This window comes from Mycobacterium sp. SM3041 (genome assembly GCF_039668335.1).
In the GTDB taxonomy this organism is placed as follows: domain Bacteria; phylum Actinomycetota; class Actinomycetes; order Mycobacteriales; family Mycobacteriaceae; genus Mycobacterium.
Genome location: NZ_JAYXBQ010000072.1, coordinates 353,723 through 369,365, shown reverse-complemented (window position 1 = coordinate 369,365; position 15,643 = coordinate 353,723). Strand labels below are relative to the sequence as shown.

The 15,643-nt window shown below is 66.8% G+C and carries 15 protein-coding genes; 4 read left to right on the top strand and 11 right to left on the bottom strand.

Features of this window, described 5'->3' with window-relative positions; genetic code table 11:
- The first annotated feature begins 28 nt into the window (after window positions 1-28).
- Window positions 29-1,261: a benzoate/H(+) symporter BenE family transporter gene (locus VXD91_RS24145; RefSeq protein WP_212807746.1), complete on the top strand. Its 1,233-nt coding sequence runs from the start codon at window positions 29-31 to the stop codon at window positions 1,259-1,261.
- Here VXD91_RS24145 and VXD91_RS24140 read toward each other — a convergent pair.
- The 8 genes from VXD91_RS24140 to rpsF all read right to left on the bottom strand — a co-directional run bounded on the left by VXD91_RS24140 (window position 1,236) and on the right by rpsF (window position 8,870).
- Window positions 1,236-1,709, bottom strand: a complete 474-nt coding sequence (locus VXD91_RS24140; protein ID WP_212807747.1) for a hypothetical protein — start codon at window positions 1,707-1,709, stop codon at window positions 1,236-1,238. The two genes, VXD91_RS24145 and VXD91_RS24140, sit on opposite strands and share 26 nt — an antisense overlap.
- Before the next feature lie 198 nt (window positions 1,710-1,907).
- The gene (locus tag VXD91_RS24135) at window positions 1,908-2,885 is read right to left on the bottom strand and encodes a glycoside hydrolase (protein WP_346416648.1); all 978 of its coding nucleotides are present in this window, start codon (window positions 2,883-2,885) and stop codon (window positions 1,908-1,910) included.
- A gap of 181 nt (window positions 2,886-3,066) precedes the next feature.
- A complete protein-coding gene (locus tag VXD91_RS24130) occupies window positions 3,067-4,308 on the bottom strand; it encodes an MCE family protein (protein ID WP_305798840.1) in 1,242 nt (413 codons plus the stop codon).
- A 612-nt stretch (window positions 4,309-4,920) separates the two neighbouring features.
- On the bottom strand, window positions 4,921-6,678 hold the full coding sequence (gene dnaB, locus VXD91_RS24125) for a replicative DNA helicase (RefSeq protein ID WP_177127391.1): 1,758 nt from the start codon (window positions 6,676-6,678) through the stop codon (window positions 4,921-4,923).
- Between the two features lie 540 nt (window positions 6,679-7,218).
- Window positions 7,219-7,674, bottom strand: a complete 456-nt coding sequence (gene rplI, locus VXD91_RS24120; protein WP_212807767.1) for a 50S ribosomal protein L9 — start codon at window positions 7,672-7,674, stop codon at window positions 7,219-7,221.
- A gap of 15 nt (window positions 7,675-7,689) precedes the next feature.
- Window positions 7,690-7,944: a 30S ribosomal protein S18 gene (gene rpsR / locus VXD91_RS24115; RefSeq protein ID WP_020099841.1), complete on the bottom strand. Its 255-nt coding sequence runs from the start codon at window positions 7,942-7,944 to the stop codon at window positions 7,690-7,692.
- A 47-nt stretch (window positions 7,945-7,991) separates the two neighbouring features.
- Window positions 7,992-8,498, bottom strand: coding sequence for a single-stranded DNA-binding protein (locus tag VXD91_RS24110; RefSeq protein WP_020099842.1), 507 nt, complete (start codon window positions 8,496-8,498; stop codon window positions 7,992-7,994).
- An 81-nt stretch (window positions 8,499-8,579) separates the two neighbouring features.
- Window positions 8,580-8,870 carry a 30S ribosomal protein S6 gene (rpsF, locus tag VXD91_RS24105; RefSeq protein ID WP_020099843.1) on the bottom strand — a complete coding sequence of 97 codons (291 nt, stop codon included), beginning with the start codon at window positions 8,868-8,870 and terminating at the stop codon, window positions 8,580-8,582.
- Window positions 8,871-9,063: 193 nt separating this feature from the next.
- On the opposite strand from rpsF, the gene VXD91_RS24100 reads away from it, so the two are divergent.
- The 3 genes from VXD91_RS24100 to VXD91_RS24090 are packed head-to-tail and all read left to right on the top strand — an operon-like array spanning window position 9,064 to window position 10,980.
- A complete protein-coding gene (locus tag VXD91_RS24100; protein WP_346416647.1) occupies window positions 9,064-9,711 on the top strand; it encodes a hypothetical protein in 648 nt (215 codons plus the stop codon).
- Window positions 9,712-9,724: 13 nt separating this feature from the next.
- Window positions 9,725-10,360: a hypothetical protein gene (locus VXD91_RS24095; protein ID WP_346416646.1), complete on the top strand. Its 636-nt coding sequence runs from the start codon at window positions 9,725-9,727 to the stop codon at window positions 10,358-10,360.
- 29 nt (window positions 10,361-10,389) lie between these two features.
- Entirely contained in the window at window positions 10,390-10,980 is a 591-nt protein-coding gene (locus VXD91_RS24090; protein WP_346416645.1) for a hypothetical protein, read from the top strand.
- Window positions 10,981-11,116: 136 nt separating this feature from the next.
- Here VXD91_RS24090 and VXD91_RS24085 read toward each other — a convergent pair whose 3' ends face one another.
- The 3 genes from VXD91_RS24085 to VXD91_RS24075 are packed head-to-tail and all read right to left on the bottom strand — an operon-like array spanning window position 11,117 to window position 15,613.
- Window positions 11,117-11,581 carry an SRPBCC family protein gene (locus VXD91_RS24085; protein WP_346416644.1) on the bottom strand — a complete coding sequence of 155 codons (465 nt, stop codon included), beginning with the start codon at window positions 11,579-11,581 and terminating at the stop codon, window positions 11,117-11,119.
- Window positions 11,582-11,621: 40 nt separating this feature from the next.
- Window positions 11,622-13,271: a glycosyltransferase family 87 protein gene (locus tag VXD91_RS24080; protein ID WP_346416643.1), complete on the bottom strand. Its 1,650-nt coding sequence runs from the start codon at window positions 13,269-13,271 to the stop codon at window positions 11,622-11,624.
- A complete protein-coding gene (locus VXD91_RS24075; protein ID WP_346416669.1) occupies window positions 13,268-15,613 on the bottom strand; it encodes a transglycosylase domain-containing protein in 2,346 nt (781 codons plus the stop codon). Before VXD91_RS24075 ends, VXD91_RS24080 begins: the two co-directional genes overlap by 4 nt.
- Window positions 15,614-15,643: the final 30 nt, after the last annotated feature.

Here is a 15,643-nt window from a genome sequence, read left to right as displayed (position 1 = left end):
CGTTCCGTATTCAGAACGGAGGGTGCGGATGGAACAGGACGTCTCGAAGGCAGTCCCGATCAGTGCCGGCGTGGTGTGCGCCCTGGTCGGCTTCACGTCGTCGTTCGCGGTGGTACTCGCGGGGCTGCGGGCAGCGGGCGCAAATCCGCAACAGGCGGCCTCGGGTCTGGTGGCGGTGAGTTTGGCGATGGGCGCGTCATCGATGCTGCTGTCGTGGCGGTTCCGGATGCCGATCACCAGTGCGTGGTCGACGCCCGGCGCGGCGCTGCTGGTCACGACCGGTGCGGTGGCCGGCGGGTGGCCCGCGGCCGTCGGCGCGTTCGCGCTCACGGCGGTGCTGCTGCTGGCGACGGGCCTCTGGCCGGCGCTCGCGCGCCTGGTCACCCGCATCCCCAATCCCGTCGCTCAGGCGATGCTCGCGGGGGTCCTCCTCCCGCTGTGCGTCGCTCCAGTTACCGCCTTGGCCCACGATCCGGGTGCGATCGCACCGGTGCTGGTGGTGTGGCTGATCATGATCGCGCTCCGGCCCCGCTGGGCCGTACCGGCCGCGTTCGGCGCCGCCCTGGTGGTGATCACGGTGACACTGGTCCGCAACCACGCCCTGCCCGCAGCCACTGCATGGATCCCCCACCTGCAGGTCACGGCTCCCACCTTCACCATGCAAGCGCTCACCGGCATCGCTGTGCCGCTGTACATCGTGACCATGGCAGCGCAGAACATCCCCGGCGTCGCTGTCATGTCGGGCTTCGGTTACCGCGTTCCCTGGCGTCCGGCGCTGACGGTGACCGGGATCGGTTCCTTGCTGGCGACTCCGTTCGGCGGACACGCCGTCAACTTGGCCGCGATCAGCGCCGCGTTGGCGGCCGCACCGGACGCCGATCCGAACCCCCGGCGCCGCTGGATCGCCGGGTTCACGACGGGGGCGGTGTACTGCGGGCTCGGCCTGGTCTCCACCGGACTGACAGCGGCTGTTCTCGCGGCCCCGGCGGGTGTCGTGCAGGCCGTTGCCGGTGTGGCACTACTCAGTGCTTTTGCCGGCGCCTGCGCGGGAGCAATGGCCGACGAATCGGCGCGACTCCCCGCAGCGGTGACGCTGATCGTTGCCGCCTCGGGAACGACGGTGGCCGGTGTCGGTGCGGCGTTCTGGGCGCTGGTGATCGGCGTGATCGCACACCGACTGCTCAGGCCTGCGGCCGCCGCCGCTCCAGAACCGTCGCGCCGAAGTGCGCCTGCTGCTACGACAACGCAGCCTCTCGGCTGAACGGCGGCGTCAGCACAGGCGCCATGGCAGGTTCCTCGCCCGCCTGCGGACGGCGGTGACTCCACAGGACCACGGCCGCGATGAGGGCCACCACTCCACCGGCGCCAACCGGCAGCGTCGTCGACTGACGGTCAGCCAGTATCGACTGGCACTGCTCGACATAGTTGCTCGGCGCGAACATGGGCCCGCGGTTGGTGTGCAGATCCAAATTGATCTGGTCTTGTACTCGGGCGACTTCGAAGTCCGGGCGAAAGCCGGTCCCGCAGGGAATCGGCGTTCCAAACCGGTCCACAGCTCCCAGCTGCACAGGGATTGCTGTAGATAGCAGCGCGCCGAGAACCGCAGCGGCACCGGCAAGGGCTAGTACACGGCTAAACATGTTGCTCCAGTTCCCCCTTCGAGATTGGTGAACGACTGCGCTGGCGGCAATCGTCGACTTGGCGTTCATCTCGTGAGCGGTTGCGGCCAGCAACCGCCGTATATGGGTTAGTCGTGACCGGTGGCTCAAGCCGAACGTGCGAATTACGTGATCCCGAGCACATAGCGGCAGCGCTACTCAAGCCGGCAGTTGAAGGCCTCCGGCCAGGCGGCCCGGCCCGATGTCACGGCCGACCAGTCCGAGGGGACCTTGCGAAATAACGGATCTTCAGGAGACGGTCACGTGGACGTGGTCGAAGTGGGCAGCCACCCGCCACATTGTGTAGGAGATGCCGAAGCGTCCCGCCTGACTCTCGAGATCGGCCTTTATCTCGTCCCCGAGACCCATGTCCGAGCCGATCATGATGTCCACCGCATGCCCGCTCGGGTGGTCGGGAAGCCGATCTGCGCGCACGCCACCAATCGACTTCACGCCGGGGTAGGTGGCCATGATGTAGTCCACGATCGCCCTCGCGTTGGGGACCAAACCGCTCATCCCGACCGTGGGGATCGGCGCGATCGGGCCCAACGCTGCCGTGACGGCTGCCGTCGGGAGGACCACTCCCGCCTGCTGGGCCGGGGGCAACGCGGCATAGCTCGCGCTGACAGCGGCCATCTGCTTACGCAGCCGAGCCCGCATGTTCTGCAAGTCCGCTCGGACCGCAGCAGCCGCGTCGACGGCCGCCTTCGCGTCAGCCGCGGACTTTGCCGAGGCCTCCTCGCTGGCCTGCGCGTCCTGGTAGGCCTGACGGAAGCCCCGCATCTGCGCGGAGATCTCGGTAGCCACCACCCGCTGGACGGCCAGGGCGGCGATCAGGTTCGCGGGCGACGACGCGGTCAGAATGGCGCTGACGCCGTCGGTTCGCCCACCCATGTAGGCCGCAGCGGCATATTGGTCCACGTCCTGCTGGTAGGCGTTCAGTTGGGCTTTGGTCGCCTCGAGGCCGGCGAGATCGTCGGAGTGCTTCTTGTCCGCCTGACTCAGCGACTGCAGCTTCGCGTCGAGATCCGGCTGCGCATTGCGGATGGTGTCGGACAGCTGTTCGACCTGGCGGGACAGCTCGTTGAGCTGTGCCAACCCATCCTGGGGCGGGTCGGCCTGCGCCACGCCAGCCCACACCACGCTCAGTGCGACCAGTCCCGCGATGGCACCGACCACCGGCTTGCGGGCGGCGTCATTCGCCACAAGCGGTGAGTGAACCTTCAAGACTGCGCATCCTTCGACGCTGTCGACGTCTGCTCCGTCGAGCCGACTGCCCATGTGCCTTAGTTGTCCAGGAGGCTACAAAAGTGGCGCCTGCGCTGTCCAACCATGGCCGTCAACCACGCGCGTGGTCATCAGCTAGCGGAAGAGCCGCGCCTACGGGAGCCGTCGGGCGACGCTTGGGTCAGGGGTTGATGGTGCTCGACCCGTCTTGACGTCCCCAGATGTACTCGGACGCGAACGGCGAGCCCAAGCCGAAGTGGTTGTACGGCGCGATCGACGCGCCGGTGTCCATCACCATGTAGGGCATCGGCCAGATGTCCTTGGTGACCGTCCAACAACCCGGGCGACCCATCGGACCGCCGGAGGCGTTGATCCGAGGCAGGTTGTCTGGGTAGACATAGGCGTTGGCGGTGCCGACCAGTTCCATGTGCATGGCCAGCGAGTAACCGTTACCGCCGAGGCCCTTGGCCGCGGCCGGCGCACCGGAGGCGAAGCCGCGGAACAGACAGTCCAACTCGGGGCTGTACTTGTCCAGCAACCGGGTCGTCGGCAGCAAGTCCTCGGCGCCCCGGGTCAGGTACGGACCACCTCGCTCCAAGATGTCGCCACCGGTGTTGCCGAACCCGACCGCAGCGACCAACGTCTGGTCCAGATTGCCGCGCTGATCATTGAGGGTGCGGGCCGTCGTGACCGCGTTCGCCAGGCCGTCCCACAGATCCGGGGATGCGTCGGCGTACAACTGCGATAGGTCGGCCAAGGCCTTGATGTCATGCCGCAATACGGGCATCCGCGCGTTGATGTCACCCAAGATGTCGTTGCCGTTGACCAAGGACTGTCCGAACTTGTCCCCCAGCCCGTCGAGAGCCTGAGCCGCGGCGGTCAGAATTTGGTTGAGCTTGACTGGGTCCACCTGCCCGGAGATCGCGGTGATGGTCTCGAACAGCGTATTGAACTCCGTGGTGACGCCACTGGCGTTGATCACGTCACCACTTTTGAGGCGCTGTGGCGACGGGTTGGCCGGCGAGGTGAACGCGATGTACTTGTTGCCGAACGCGGTGGTGGCCAACAGCTTGACGTCCACGTTGCTCGGCAACAGGTCCAAGTACTGCGGATCGACGCTGAGAACAAGTTTGGCTTGAGCCCGGCCATCATTCCCAGACTGGGCCTCAGCGGCCTGCAACCGGCCGATCGGCACCCCGTTGAAGGTGACCTTGGAACCAGGATCCATCGACAACCCGGACCGGTTGTACACCACGAACAGCTGGGCCTTGGTGTCGAAATAGCCTCGGAACTGGGACCAAGTCAGCGCCAGCACCAGCACGAAGAACAGCACCAGCCCAACCGCTGCCGCCTGGTACGGCGGGCTACGGTCGGGGTTCAACGGGGCATGGACCTGCCCCTCGGCGATTGGCGGCGGCGGCAATCCATCGAGGTCGCTCCCCGAGTCGGGACCCGCCACTGCACCACCCCCCTTTGCCGGCCCGCTAGGCCAAACGCCCTGTCATTAAACGCGGTATCGACGGCTTGTCGAAACCTGTTGGCCTGCATGGTGTTCGGGCTCACATGGGCGATCCGACGTGTCCGCCGTCACGCAGGCCATGGTCGGCAGGAACCGCAAGAACTGCACGAGAGCTGCCTGAGCCCCCCAACGATCGCCGCCGCCATGCGGAATCAATTTCCCGCACGACCATTTCCGTATCGGGACTCGGTTCAATCTCCGTCGAGACTTCGCGGGCGGGTTCACGCCACCCGTGGTAGTGGTCTGCCACGATTTGCCGAACGGTGTCCGATGCGCGGTTTCCCCGAAATGACCAGTCGGGCAAGACCTTTCCCTCACCGAAATCACCGGCTAGCGCCGGTGGGCGACCTGTTGGCTATCAATCCGCAACGGCCACCGCGCTTCCACCCCGAATTTGGGCGGGGTCATGATGGACTTGTCGAGAAGCGCCGAGGAAATGAGCCGACCTCGGCGATATCCCGCGAGGAAGCTGACGTTCCTCGACACTCCGGCATCACTGGTGAGAGCTGCCGAGAACTACCTCGCCATATTCGTGAACCGCGAGAAGTGAAGCTGGTGTGCCACAGTGATATTCGCGGTCGGGCCGTTACGGTGCTTGCCCAGGATGATGTCGGCTTCACCACCGCGCGGGTCGTCGCGGTCGATGGAGTCCGGGCGGTGCAGCAGCATGACCATGTCGGCGTCCTGCTCCAGCGATCCCGACTCACGAAGGTCCGACACCTGCGGGCGCTTGTCGGTGCGCTGTTCGGGACCACGGTTCAGCTGGCTGATGGCGACCACGGGAACCTCGAGTTCCTTGGCCATCAGCTTCAGCGACCGCGAGAACTCCGAGACTTCCTGCTGCCGGGACTCGAACTTCTTACCCGAGGTCATCAGCTGCATGTAGTCCACGACGATGAGCCGCAGGTTGGCTTTCTGGTGCAGACGGCGGGCCTTGGCCCGGATCTCCATCATGGTCAGGTTCGGCGAGTCGTCGATGTAGAGCGGCGCCTCGGAGATCTCGCTCATGCGGCGGGCCAGCTTGGTCCAGTCGTCGTCACTCATGCGACCCGAGCGCATGTCACCGAGCTTGATCTTGGCTTCGGCCGAGAGCAGTCGCATGACGATCTCGGTCTTGCTCATTTCCAGCGAGAAGATGACGCTGGCCTGCTGGTGCTTGATCGAGCAGGACCGCATGAAGTCCAGCCCGATCGTCGAATTGTGCGTCGGCACCATCGACCGCCCGGCCAGGTACAGGTGGGCCGGGTTGTCGACCTCGACACAGCGCACCGGCACCGATTCCACCCGGCGCACATCGGTGATCGTCACGGGCCGCGTGAGCACCGCCAGCCCGCCGGCGGTCAGTGCCGGCTCGAGGCGGTCAGCGCCGGGCCGCAGGGTCGCGGTGGTGACGATGCCGCGGCCGGTCGGCCACTGGTGCGACGCGTCGGCCACGATGGTGGTGCCGTCGGACAGGTCGATCTCGTAGCACGGGCGCTCCTCCATGACGGGAGTCGCGGCGACCACGCGGGTGGGTTGACCGTTGGCGTCGATCAGCTCGTCGCCCACCGAGACATCACCCATGGTGGTCCAGCCACCGGGCGTGGGCAGCGGGGTGTCGAGCGCCAGCGCCTTACCGACACCGGGGCGCGCGGCCACGATGATCATCTGGCCCGGGTGGAGACCGTTGGTGATCTCGTCGAGCTCGGTGAAACCGGTCGGGATACCGCGCGAGATACCGCCCTGGGACGCGATGGCGTCGATCTCGTCCATGGTGGGCTGCAGCAGCTCCTCCAGGACGGTGAAGTCCTCACTGCTGCGGGTCTGGGTGACGTCGTAGATCTCGGCCTGCGCGCGGTCCACGAGGTCGGCCACATCGGCACCCTCAGTGCCCGCGTAGCCGTACTGCACGACGCGCGTGCCGGCCTCGACGAGGCGGCGCAGCGTGGCCTTCTCCGCCACGATGCCGGCGTAGAAGCCGGCGTTGGCCGCGGTGGGCACCGTGGAGATCAGGGTGTGCAGATACGGCGCGCCGCCGATGCGCTTGAGCAGTCCGCGACGGTCGAGTTCGGCGGCGACCGTGACGGCGTCAGCGGGCTCACCCCGGCCGTACAGATCGAGGATGGCGTCGTAGATGTTCTGGTGCGCGGGGCGGTAGAAGTCGCCGGGACGCAGGCGCTCCAGGACGTCGGCGACCGCGTCCTTGGACAGCAACATGCCACCGAGGACCGACTGCTCGGCAGCCATGTCCTGCGGCGGTTGACGGCCGAAATCCTCGCTGGGCGGCTCCTCCATGTCGGAACGACCCAGGTCGTCAGCGACAGCCACGAAGCGCTCCTCCTCCCCGAAAATCGATGTCAAACAAACGTTCGAACGAGCTACCTGTGACCGTACTTCACCGCCCCGACAAGTCGGACCCGCAAGCCACTCACCTGTCGCGCGACGCATCACGCTAGACGTTGCTGGAGCCTCCCGAAACCACCCCTGTTGATAACCCTGGGGATGAAATGTGGAAAGACGTGGACAACGATGTTGACGGGTTGGGGAGAACTTGTGGAATACCAGCGGGTAAATTCCCAACCCTGCAGGTCAACAGCCTATATATCGCCTGTGAGCCTGTGTATGAGAATTGGTGCGGCGTGTCGTGCCGGGTAGCCATCTCGGGCGTGTTGTGTTGCGTACGCGTGGCAGAAAAGGGCCGCGTAGGTTAACAGCCGGCGTAGATCACTGTTTGCAGATTGGCGTAAAAAATTCGCCCACTGTCAACAGAAAACGCCCGGGCGAAGCCAAAGATTGACTCCACCCGGGCGTTCTGCTGTTTGAGCTACCGGGTGCCTATCCGGCGACGACAGCCAGCGACACCGGCACGTTGACCGACGGGTGCAGACGCACCGCGATCTTGTGGGTGCCGACCGACTTGATGTGCGCCTTGGGCAGCTCTACGGTGCGCTTGTCGAGGTTCGGGCCACCGGCCTTCTTGATCGCGGCGACGACGTCGCCCGCGGTCACCGAACCGAACAGCTTGCCGCTGTCGGCACCGGCCTTGACGGCCAGCGACACGGGGCCGAGGGCCTCGATCGCCTGCTTCAGCTCGTTGGCGTGGTCCAGGTCGCGAACCGTCTTGGCGTCACGCGCGCGACGGATCTCGTTGGCCTGACGCTCGGCACCGCGGGTGGCCACGATGGCCAGGCCGCGGGGCAGCAGGTAGTTACGGCCGTAGCCGTCGCGAACCTCAACGGTGTCGCCGGCCGAACCCAGGTGGTCGACCTCAGTGGTCAGAATGAGCTTCATTTTTCTCAGTCCTCCCTATCGAGTCGACGAGCTGAACGGGAGCAACGCAACCTCGCGGGCGTTCTTCACGGCAATGGCGATGTCGCGCTGGTGCTGCACGCAGTTACCGGTGACGCGACGCGCACGGATCTTGCCGCGCTCGCTGATGTAGGTCCGGAGCAGTCCGGTGTCCTTGTAATCGATGGTCTGCGCCTTCTTGGAGCAGAACACGCACTTGCGGGTCTTGACCGGCTTTTCCGGCGCCGGACGCCGCTTGGTGGCCTTGGCCATGTCTTTCTCTTTCTGGGTCTAGCTGGTTGCCCAGCCAATTACGTGGATCAGAAGGGCGGCTCGTCGTCGGCGCCGCCGAACGAACCCGAAGCCGGGGCGCTGCCCCACGGGTCGTCGGCCGGAGCGCCGCCACCAGCGGACTGACGGGAACCCCCGCCGCCGCCGAAGCCGCCACCGCCACCGCCACTGCGGTTGGCCTTGTTCACCTTCGCCGTCGCGTACCGCAGGGACGGGCCGATCTCGTCGACCTCGACCTCCATCACGGTGCGCTTCTCACCCTCGCGGGTCTCGAACGAGCGCTGCTTCAGCCGGCCGGTCACGATGACACGCGACCCCCGGGTCAGGCTCTCGGCGACGTTCTCGGCCGCCTCGCGCCAGATGTTGCAGCGGAGGAACAGCGCCTCCCCGTCCTTCCACTCGTTGCTCTGCCGGTCGAACATCCGCGGCGTCGAGGCCACGGTGAAGTTCGCAACAGCAGCTCCGGACGGCGTGAAACGCAGCTCCGGGTCAGCGGTCAGGTTTCCGATAACGGTGATGGTGGTGTCACCAGCCACGAGATCCTCCTGGGACGGATTGGGTGAATTAGGCGCGAGCCTACGCAAGGCCCGCGACAAATCCGCAGAGCTTCGGTGCTTCTAGTGCTTGTCGGTCCGCAGGACCTTGGTACGCAACACCGACTCGTTCAGGTTCAGCTGACGGTCGAGCTCGTTGACCGTGGCCGGTTCGGCCTTCAGGTCGACAACCGCGTAGATGCCTTCACCGTGCTTGGCGATCTCGTAAGCCAGCCGGCGACGGCCCCAGATGTCCACCTTTTCGACGCTGCCGCCGTCTTTGCGGACGACGTTCAGGAACGTCTCCAGCGACGGAGCTACGGTGCGCTCGTCAAGTGTGGGGTCGAGAATGACCATGATTTCGTATGGACGCATGTGGAACCCATCACCTCCTATGGTCGTATCGGCCACGGCGTGTTCCGTGGCAGGAGGGTCGCCTGCGTCGGCAACCGGGTTAGGTTACCCGAAGAGCCCCTGAGCTGCGAAATCGGCGCTCGGAAGAGCTGTCCTGACGGAGGCGTCAAGCTCGCTAGGCTGGGTGGACGATCATTGTCGGCGAGGGGGACGCATGACGTATCCGCAGGGGCCGTATGGCCAGGGGTATCCGGGGCAACCCGGCCACCCGCCGCAGCCGGGTTATCCGCAGGGTTATCCGCCCCAGCCCGTCTACCAGCAGGGATACCCGCAGGCGGGCGGGTATCCGGGGGCGTATCCGGGCGGTTTTCCGCCTGCTCCCGTGCCGCCCGCGTCGACTGGCGGGATCGGTGGAGTCATCGCGGGCGTGCTGGCGATCATGGGCGGACTGCTGCATGGGGGCCTCGGTGCCATGGCTTTGGTGGAGTCCCTCACGAAGGAACCGGGCCCGTTCGCCACCCGCTCTCCGGCACACGTCGGCCACCTGTTCCTTGGGATCTCGGTCGTCGGCGGTCTGCTCGTCCTGGCTGGGGGCTTCATGCTGCTGTCGCGCAAGCCGGCCGGTCGCTGGCTCATCGGCGTCGGATGCGTGCCGATCTTCGCGTTCGGACTGGGAGCCTTCCTGGGCGCAAATGCGGACGGGGATAGCACCGTCGGGGCGGTGATCACCCTCCCGATCATGATCTTCTCGGTGGCGACCGTCGTATTCACTTTCCTGCCCTCGACCGGCCGATGGATACGGGCGAAGCGGAATCCCATTGCGCCGCAGCCGTATCCGTACTATCCGCCGCCTCAGGGCTGAGCGAGGGGGAAGCATGACGTATCCACAGGGGCCGTACGGCCAGGGATTTCCGGGGCAGCCCGGCCACCCGCAGCAGCCGGGGTATCCACAGGGCTATCCGCCGCAGCCCGTCTACCAGCAGGGATACCCGCAGCCAGTTGGTTATCCGGGCGGGTATCCGCCCATGCCACCGGCTCCGCCAAGTGGCGGCACAGCGATCGGTGCGGCAGTCCTGTCGATCCTGGGTGCGCTGGCGAATGGCGGCATGGCTCTAGCTGGTTTCTCCTCGATCGCCCGGATCAGAAGTGAGTCCGCCGCTTCCTTCCCTGGCGGGACGTACGCACTCGCAATCGTCTTCGTCGCGTCGGGCTTGGTCGCCGCCTTGTTGCTCATCGTGGGCGCGACGATGTTGTTCATGCGGAAGATGCCCAGCCGCTGGCTCATCACCGCCGGATGCGCACTGGTCATCGGCGGGACAGTGATCAGCTACGGGTTGCATAACGCCATCTCGGAATACGAAGGCGGTCCCCGACTTGGCTTCCTAGGCCTACTCTTTCCGATCCTGACGATGGTGTTGGCACTGCGACCCTCGACGGTGGCCTGGATTCAGGCCAAGCGCACTCCCGTTGCGCCGCAATACTTTCCGCAGTACCCGCCGTACCAGGGCTGAGTGGACCAACCCGGCGCCAGAGGGAAAACATGACGTACCCGCAGTACCCGCAGCCGGGCGCCTACCCCGCCCTGCCGGCGGTGCCGGCCCAACCGAGCGGTGGCACCGCGATCACCGCCGGCGTGCTGGCGGCACTCGGCGGATTGCTCAGCCTCGGCATCACCGCCGTCTCGCTGTTCTTCCTGATCGTCATCGCGTCGATCGGCAGTAATTTCGACCGCTCTGATCTCGAGTTCCTCGACAGCATCTTCGGCATCCTCGCCATCGGAATGGTCGCCATGGTGATCATCGGGCTCGTACTCGGCACGGTGCTGAGCGTGTTGCTCATCGCCGGCGCAGTGCTGCTCTTTCGCCGCAAGATGCTCGGCCGGTGGCTCGTGGTGAGTGGATGTGCGGTGGCCATCGTGAGCAACCTGATGACCGCCGTGTTCACCACCGCGGTGACGGCGGATGACTGGTACTCGCCCGAAGGTGTCGTCAGCGCCGTTGTCGGCCTGGCATTTCCGATCACCACGATGGTCCTGGCGTTGCTGCCGTCAACCACCGCGTGGATACAGGCGCCCCGCAATCCGGTTGCGCCACAGTGCTTTCCGCAGTATCTGCCGCCGTATCAGGGCTGAGTCCGAGGGAGAGCGCGCGGACGCCGCGAGCGTGCAGCCAGCGCGCCGCGCCGGCGACTTGCGTGATCTGTGTGCACGCTCGCGGCGGCAGCCCCGGTGTGCACGCTCGCGGCGGCAGCCCCGGCGGCCGCGAAACCTAGGCCTCGGCCGTCTTCTTGATCGCCGCGAGTGTCACCGGGATGCCTTCCTTCGCATACTTCGAGCGGAGTGCGATCTGGGCTTCGGCATCGTCGCCCCAGCGCCCGTGGAAGCCCTCGATACCGGCCGGCAGGAACTCCCACGACTGCGTCAGTCGGGTGCCACCGTCGACGGGATCGAGGGTGAAGCCCCAGCGCACCCAGCCGCCGTTGACCTCCCAGAAGAACTCGCGGCCGGGCTCGGCGACGACCACCTGGCTACGGGTCTCCCAGGTCCGATCGGCGGTTTCGTTGCGGCCATTGAACCAGGCGCCGGCCACCGGGCCGCCGTCTTCGTCCTCCCACCAGCACTCTTTGCACTGCGGGCTCCACTTACCCATGTTGGTCACATCGGAGACCAGGGCGTAGAGCGTCTCGGGATCGGTGTCGACGACGACGGAGTCAGAAAAGGTCAGATCGGTCACGTCTCGACCCTGCCACCGCGCGCGACGGAACGCAGCCCATTTATGCCGTCGGCGCCAGCTCCGGTTCGGGGTCCGGATCGGGCTCGTCGACGGCGATCGGACGGGGCCGCAACCGGGCGGGCAACCAGCGCGGCGAATTGTCGCCGGCCTCGTCGAACACGCCGCCCGACGGATCGTCCACGCGTCCGCCCCAGCGGACCAGATCCATCTCGGGTCGGTAGATGGCGCGAACAACCAATGCGCACAGGCCGATCACCGCGATGTCGCGCAGCAACACCGTCGTGGTGAAGAACTGTTCGGGCAGTCCGAGTTTGGGATCGCCATAGAGGTACAGCATCCGCGGAATCCAGATCAGCGCGTCGATGGTCATCCACGCCAACAGGATTCGACGATGCGGCAGCGCCAGCGCGGCCAACGGCACCAGCCACAGCGAGTACTGCGGGCTCCACACCTTGTTGGTCAGCAGGAACGCCGCGACGACGAGGAACGCCAGCTGCGCCAGTCGCGGCCGCTGCGGCGCCGTCCACGCGACGTAAGCGATTGCCGCACAACACAAGACGAACAGCACCGCCGTGACGGTGTTGAGTACCGTCGGCGGTTCCCAGAATCCGAGGTTGGTGTCGAAACCGCCCCAGCCGGTGAAGGACTTCACGACGTTGTAGAGCGAATCCATGTCGTCACCGCGGCGGGTGTTGAGCCGGAAGAACTCCGACCAGCCGCGCGGGAACATCACCATGATCGGCAGGTTCACCGCGATCCACGTGACCAACGCGGTGATCGCGGTCTTGGCCACCGGCCGCCACTTGCCGGTCCGCACCGCCAGCATCGCCAGCGGGATCAGCAGCAGCAACGGATACAGCTTCAGCGCCACCCCGACGCCGATGAGCAGGCCGGTCACCACCGGTTTTCGGCGGGACCAGGCCAGCATGGCGCCGGCCGCGCATGCGGTCGCGAGGGCGTCGAAGTTGGTGAACGCCTGGAAGATCAGGATCGGCGACCCGGCGACCACCGCGGCGTCCCACGGGCGCCGGCCGGACATGAGCATGGTCGCCCAGACGGTGGCCATCCACGCCAGCGCGAGCCCGAACGCCGAGACGTTGAAGAACATGATCACCTCGGCGACCACCGGCATCCGGACCAGCTTGGACAGCGCCGTGTACGTCTTGGCCACCGACATGGCCGCGTACTGGTACATGCCGGTCAGCACCGGATACTCCATGTAGCGGATCGCGCGGGTGCCGTCGTACTGGACGCGCGGCTTCTGCGCGCTGTCGGTCTCGATCCAACTGGACTTGTACGGGAACTTGCCCAGGTTCAGCAGCTCCGCGGTGTACAGCGGCACGGTGTCCGAGTAGCAGAACTCGTAGTAGGCGCGCTGGTTCTGCCAGTTGGCGACGCGCTGATCGGCGGTACCCGTGCCCGTCGTCACCAGGCACGGCGCCTTGGTCGTGTAGCCCAGCCCGAGGAACACCAGCGCGATGATCAGCAGCACCCGGAACGGGGTGAGGAACGGCGCCCGGCCGATCATCGCGTGCCGGCCCACCGGCCCGCCCACGACACCGGACAGCGCCGCACCCATGACGTCGGTCCGGCTGGGCAGGTCGCGGTCGTCGGCGCTGCGCAGGTCCCGGGCCAGCCGGGCCGGCGAGACCGTCGGGACGCCGGACTCGTCTGGTTCGTCGACCGTCACGGCGGCGGCGGGGGGCCAGGCTGGTTCGGGTCGCCACCACCGGGCGGCGGGGGCGCATCCTGGTGCGGGGCCACCTGCATGGTGGTCGGCGGACCGAACGGGATCGTGATGCCCGGAGCGACGACGAGCGTCGGCTGGACCACCGTCTCGGTCGGTGCGCCCGGCGGCGGACCCTGCTGATCATCCGGCGTCGGCGGCTTGACCACCGGCGGCGCCTGCGGCACGCCCGCGTAGCCGCCGATGGCGGTGGGCTTGGGGAACGACTCGTTGTCGGTGCCCTTCAGCGCACCGTCCATCGTCGACTTCCAGATGTCCGACGGCAGCCCCGAGCCGTACACCGGACCGCCACCCTTGTTCACCAGTGGCTGCGTCCCGCTCGTCGTGCCGACCCACACCGCGGTGGACAGCGACGGCGTGTAGCCGACCATCCATGCGTCGCGGTTGGCGCCGGTGTCACCGAGCTGCACCGTGCCGGTCTTGGCCGCGGACGGCCGGCCACCGGCCAGGTTGTGGCCGCGCGAGTAGCCGGCGATGGGCTGCATCGCCGAGGTCACGTTGTCGGCGACGGCCTTCGGGATCCGCTGCTCACCCGAGTTGTCCTGGGACGCCGCGTCGAACAGCACCTGCCCGTCGCCGTTGACGACCTTCTGCACGAAGTGCGGCTTGTGGTACTCGCCGGACGCCGCCAGCGTCGCGTAAGCGGACGCCATGTCCAGCGCGCGGCTCTGGTACTGCCCCAGCACCACGCCGTTGTTGGGCGGACCGCCCTTGCCGTCCTCGGACAGCGTGTGCTCGACGCCCGGGAAGCTGTCGGCGACACCGGCCTTGTGCGCGGCATCGGCGACGTCCTGCGCGCCGTGCTTGAGCTTGAGCATCAACCGGTAGTAGCTGGTGTTCAGCGACCGCTTGAGCGCCTCGGCGATGCTGCAGGTGCCGCAGCCCTCGCCCTCGACGTTGGTGATGTTGATGCCGTTGACGGTCACCGGCGAGCTGTCGACCTGGTACCCCAGCCCGATGCCCTGCTCGAGGGCCGCCACCAACGCGAAGACCTTGAACGACGAACCCGTCGGCAGGCCGGCCTGCGCGAAGTCGAAGCCGTTGGCGTCGGAGCCGCCGTAATACGCCTTGATGCCGCCGGTGTGCGGATCGACCGACACCACCGCGGCCCGCATGTCGTCGGCCTGGCCGTCCAGATACTTCGACACCGCGTCCTCGGCCGCCGCCTGCGCCTTCGGGTCGATGGTCGTGGTGACCTGCAGCCCCTCTGTGTTCAGCGCCTGCTCGTTGATGTTGAAGATGCTCTGCAGCTCCTTCATCACCTGCCGCTGGATCAGTCCGTTGGGGCCCTCGGTCTGGTTCTGCTGCCGGGCCTGCTCGGGCGGCACCGTGGCCGGGAACTTCTGCTGTGCGCGGTCCTCCTTGGACAGCGCGCCCATGGTCACCATGCCGTCGAGCACCCAGTTCCAGCGCTCGGCGGCGCCCTCCGGGTCGACGGCCGGGTCCAGCGTCGACGGCCGCTGGATGAGTGCCGCGAGCAACGCCCCCTCGGCCACGTCGAGCTGCTCGACGGGTTTGCCGAAGTAGGCCTTCGACGCCGCGGCGATGCCGTAGGTGCCGCGGCCGAAATAGATGATGTTCAGGTACGACTGCAGCACTTCGTCTTTCGACCACTGCCGCGACATCTTGGTGGCGATCACCAATTCCTTGGCCTTGCGGACCAGGCCGCCCACGCCGGAGCGGGCGTCACCGACCAACGCGTTCTTCACGTACTGCTGCGTGATGGTCGACCCGCCCTGCAGGTCGCCACCGAAGATGTTGTTCTTGAACGCCCGCGCGAAGCCGGAGAACGAGAAGCCGGGGTTGGTGTAGAAGTCCCGGTCCTCGGCGGCCATCACCGCGTTGCGGACGTGCACCGGGATCTGGTCGATGTTGACGTCGACCCGGTTGCCTTCCGGCGGCACGAACTTCGCGAGTTCGGTGCCGTCGCTCGCCAGGATGGTCGACACCTGGTTGGTGCGGATGTCGCCCGGCTTGGGGATGTCGACGATGAGGTACGCCATCGCGAACGTGACGATCGGCAGCACCAACAGGACCACGGCGCCGGCGTAACAGAGCCGACGGAAGACCTTCCAGTTCCACTTGAACTGCGGCAACTGCGGACCGCCGGACTTGCCGCCACCGGTCCGCGGCGGCGGTGGCGGCGGCGACTTCGGCGGCGGGTTCATGCCCGCGCTCATCGGGGACTGGCCCGGCCGCTTGGTGCCGTCGAGCGCGGCCTTCACGGCGTCGATCGGATCCCGCAGCCGCGGATCGTCGGCCTTGCCGACCGGCGGCAGGATCATGGTGCGCCGGTCATCCGGCGGCACGGGTCC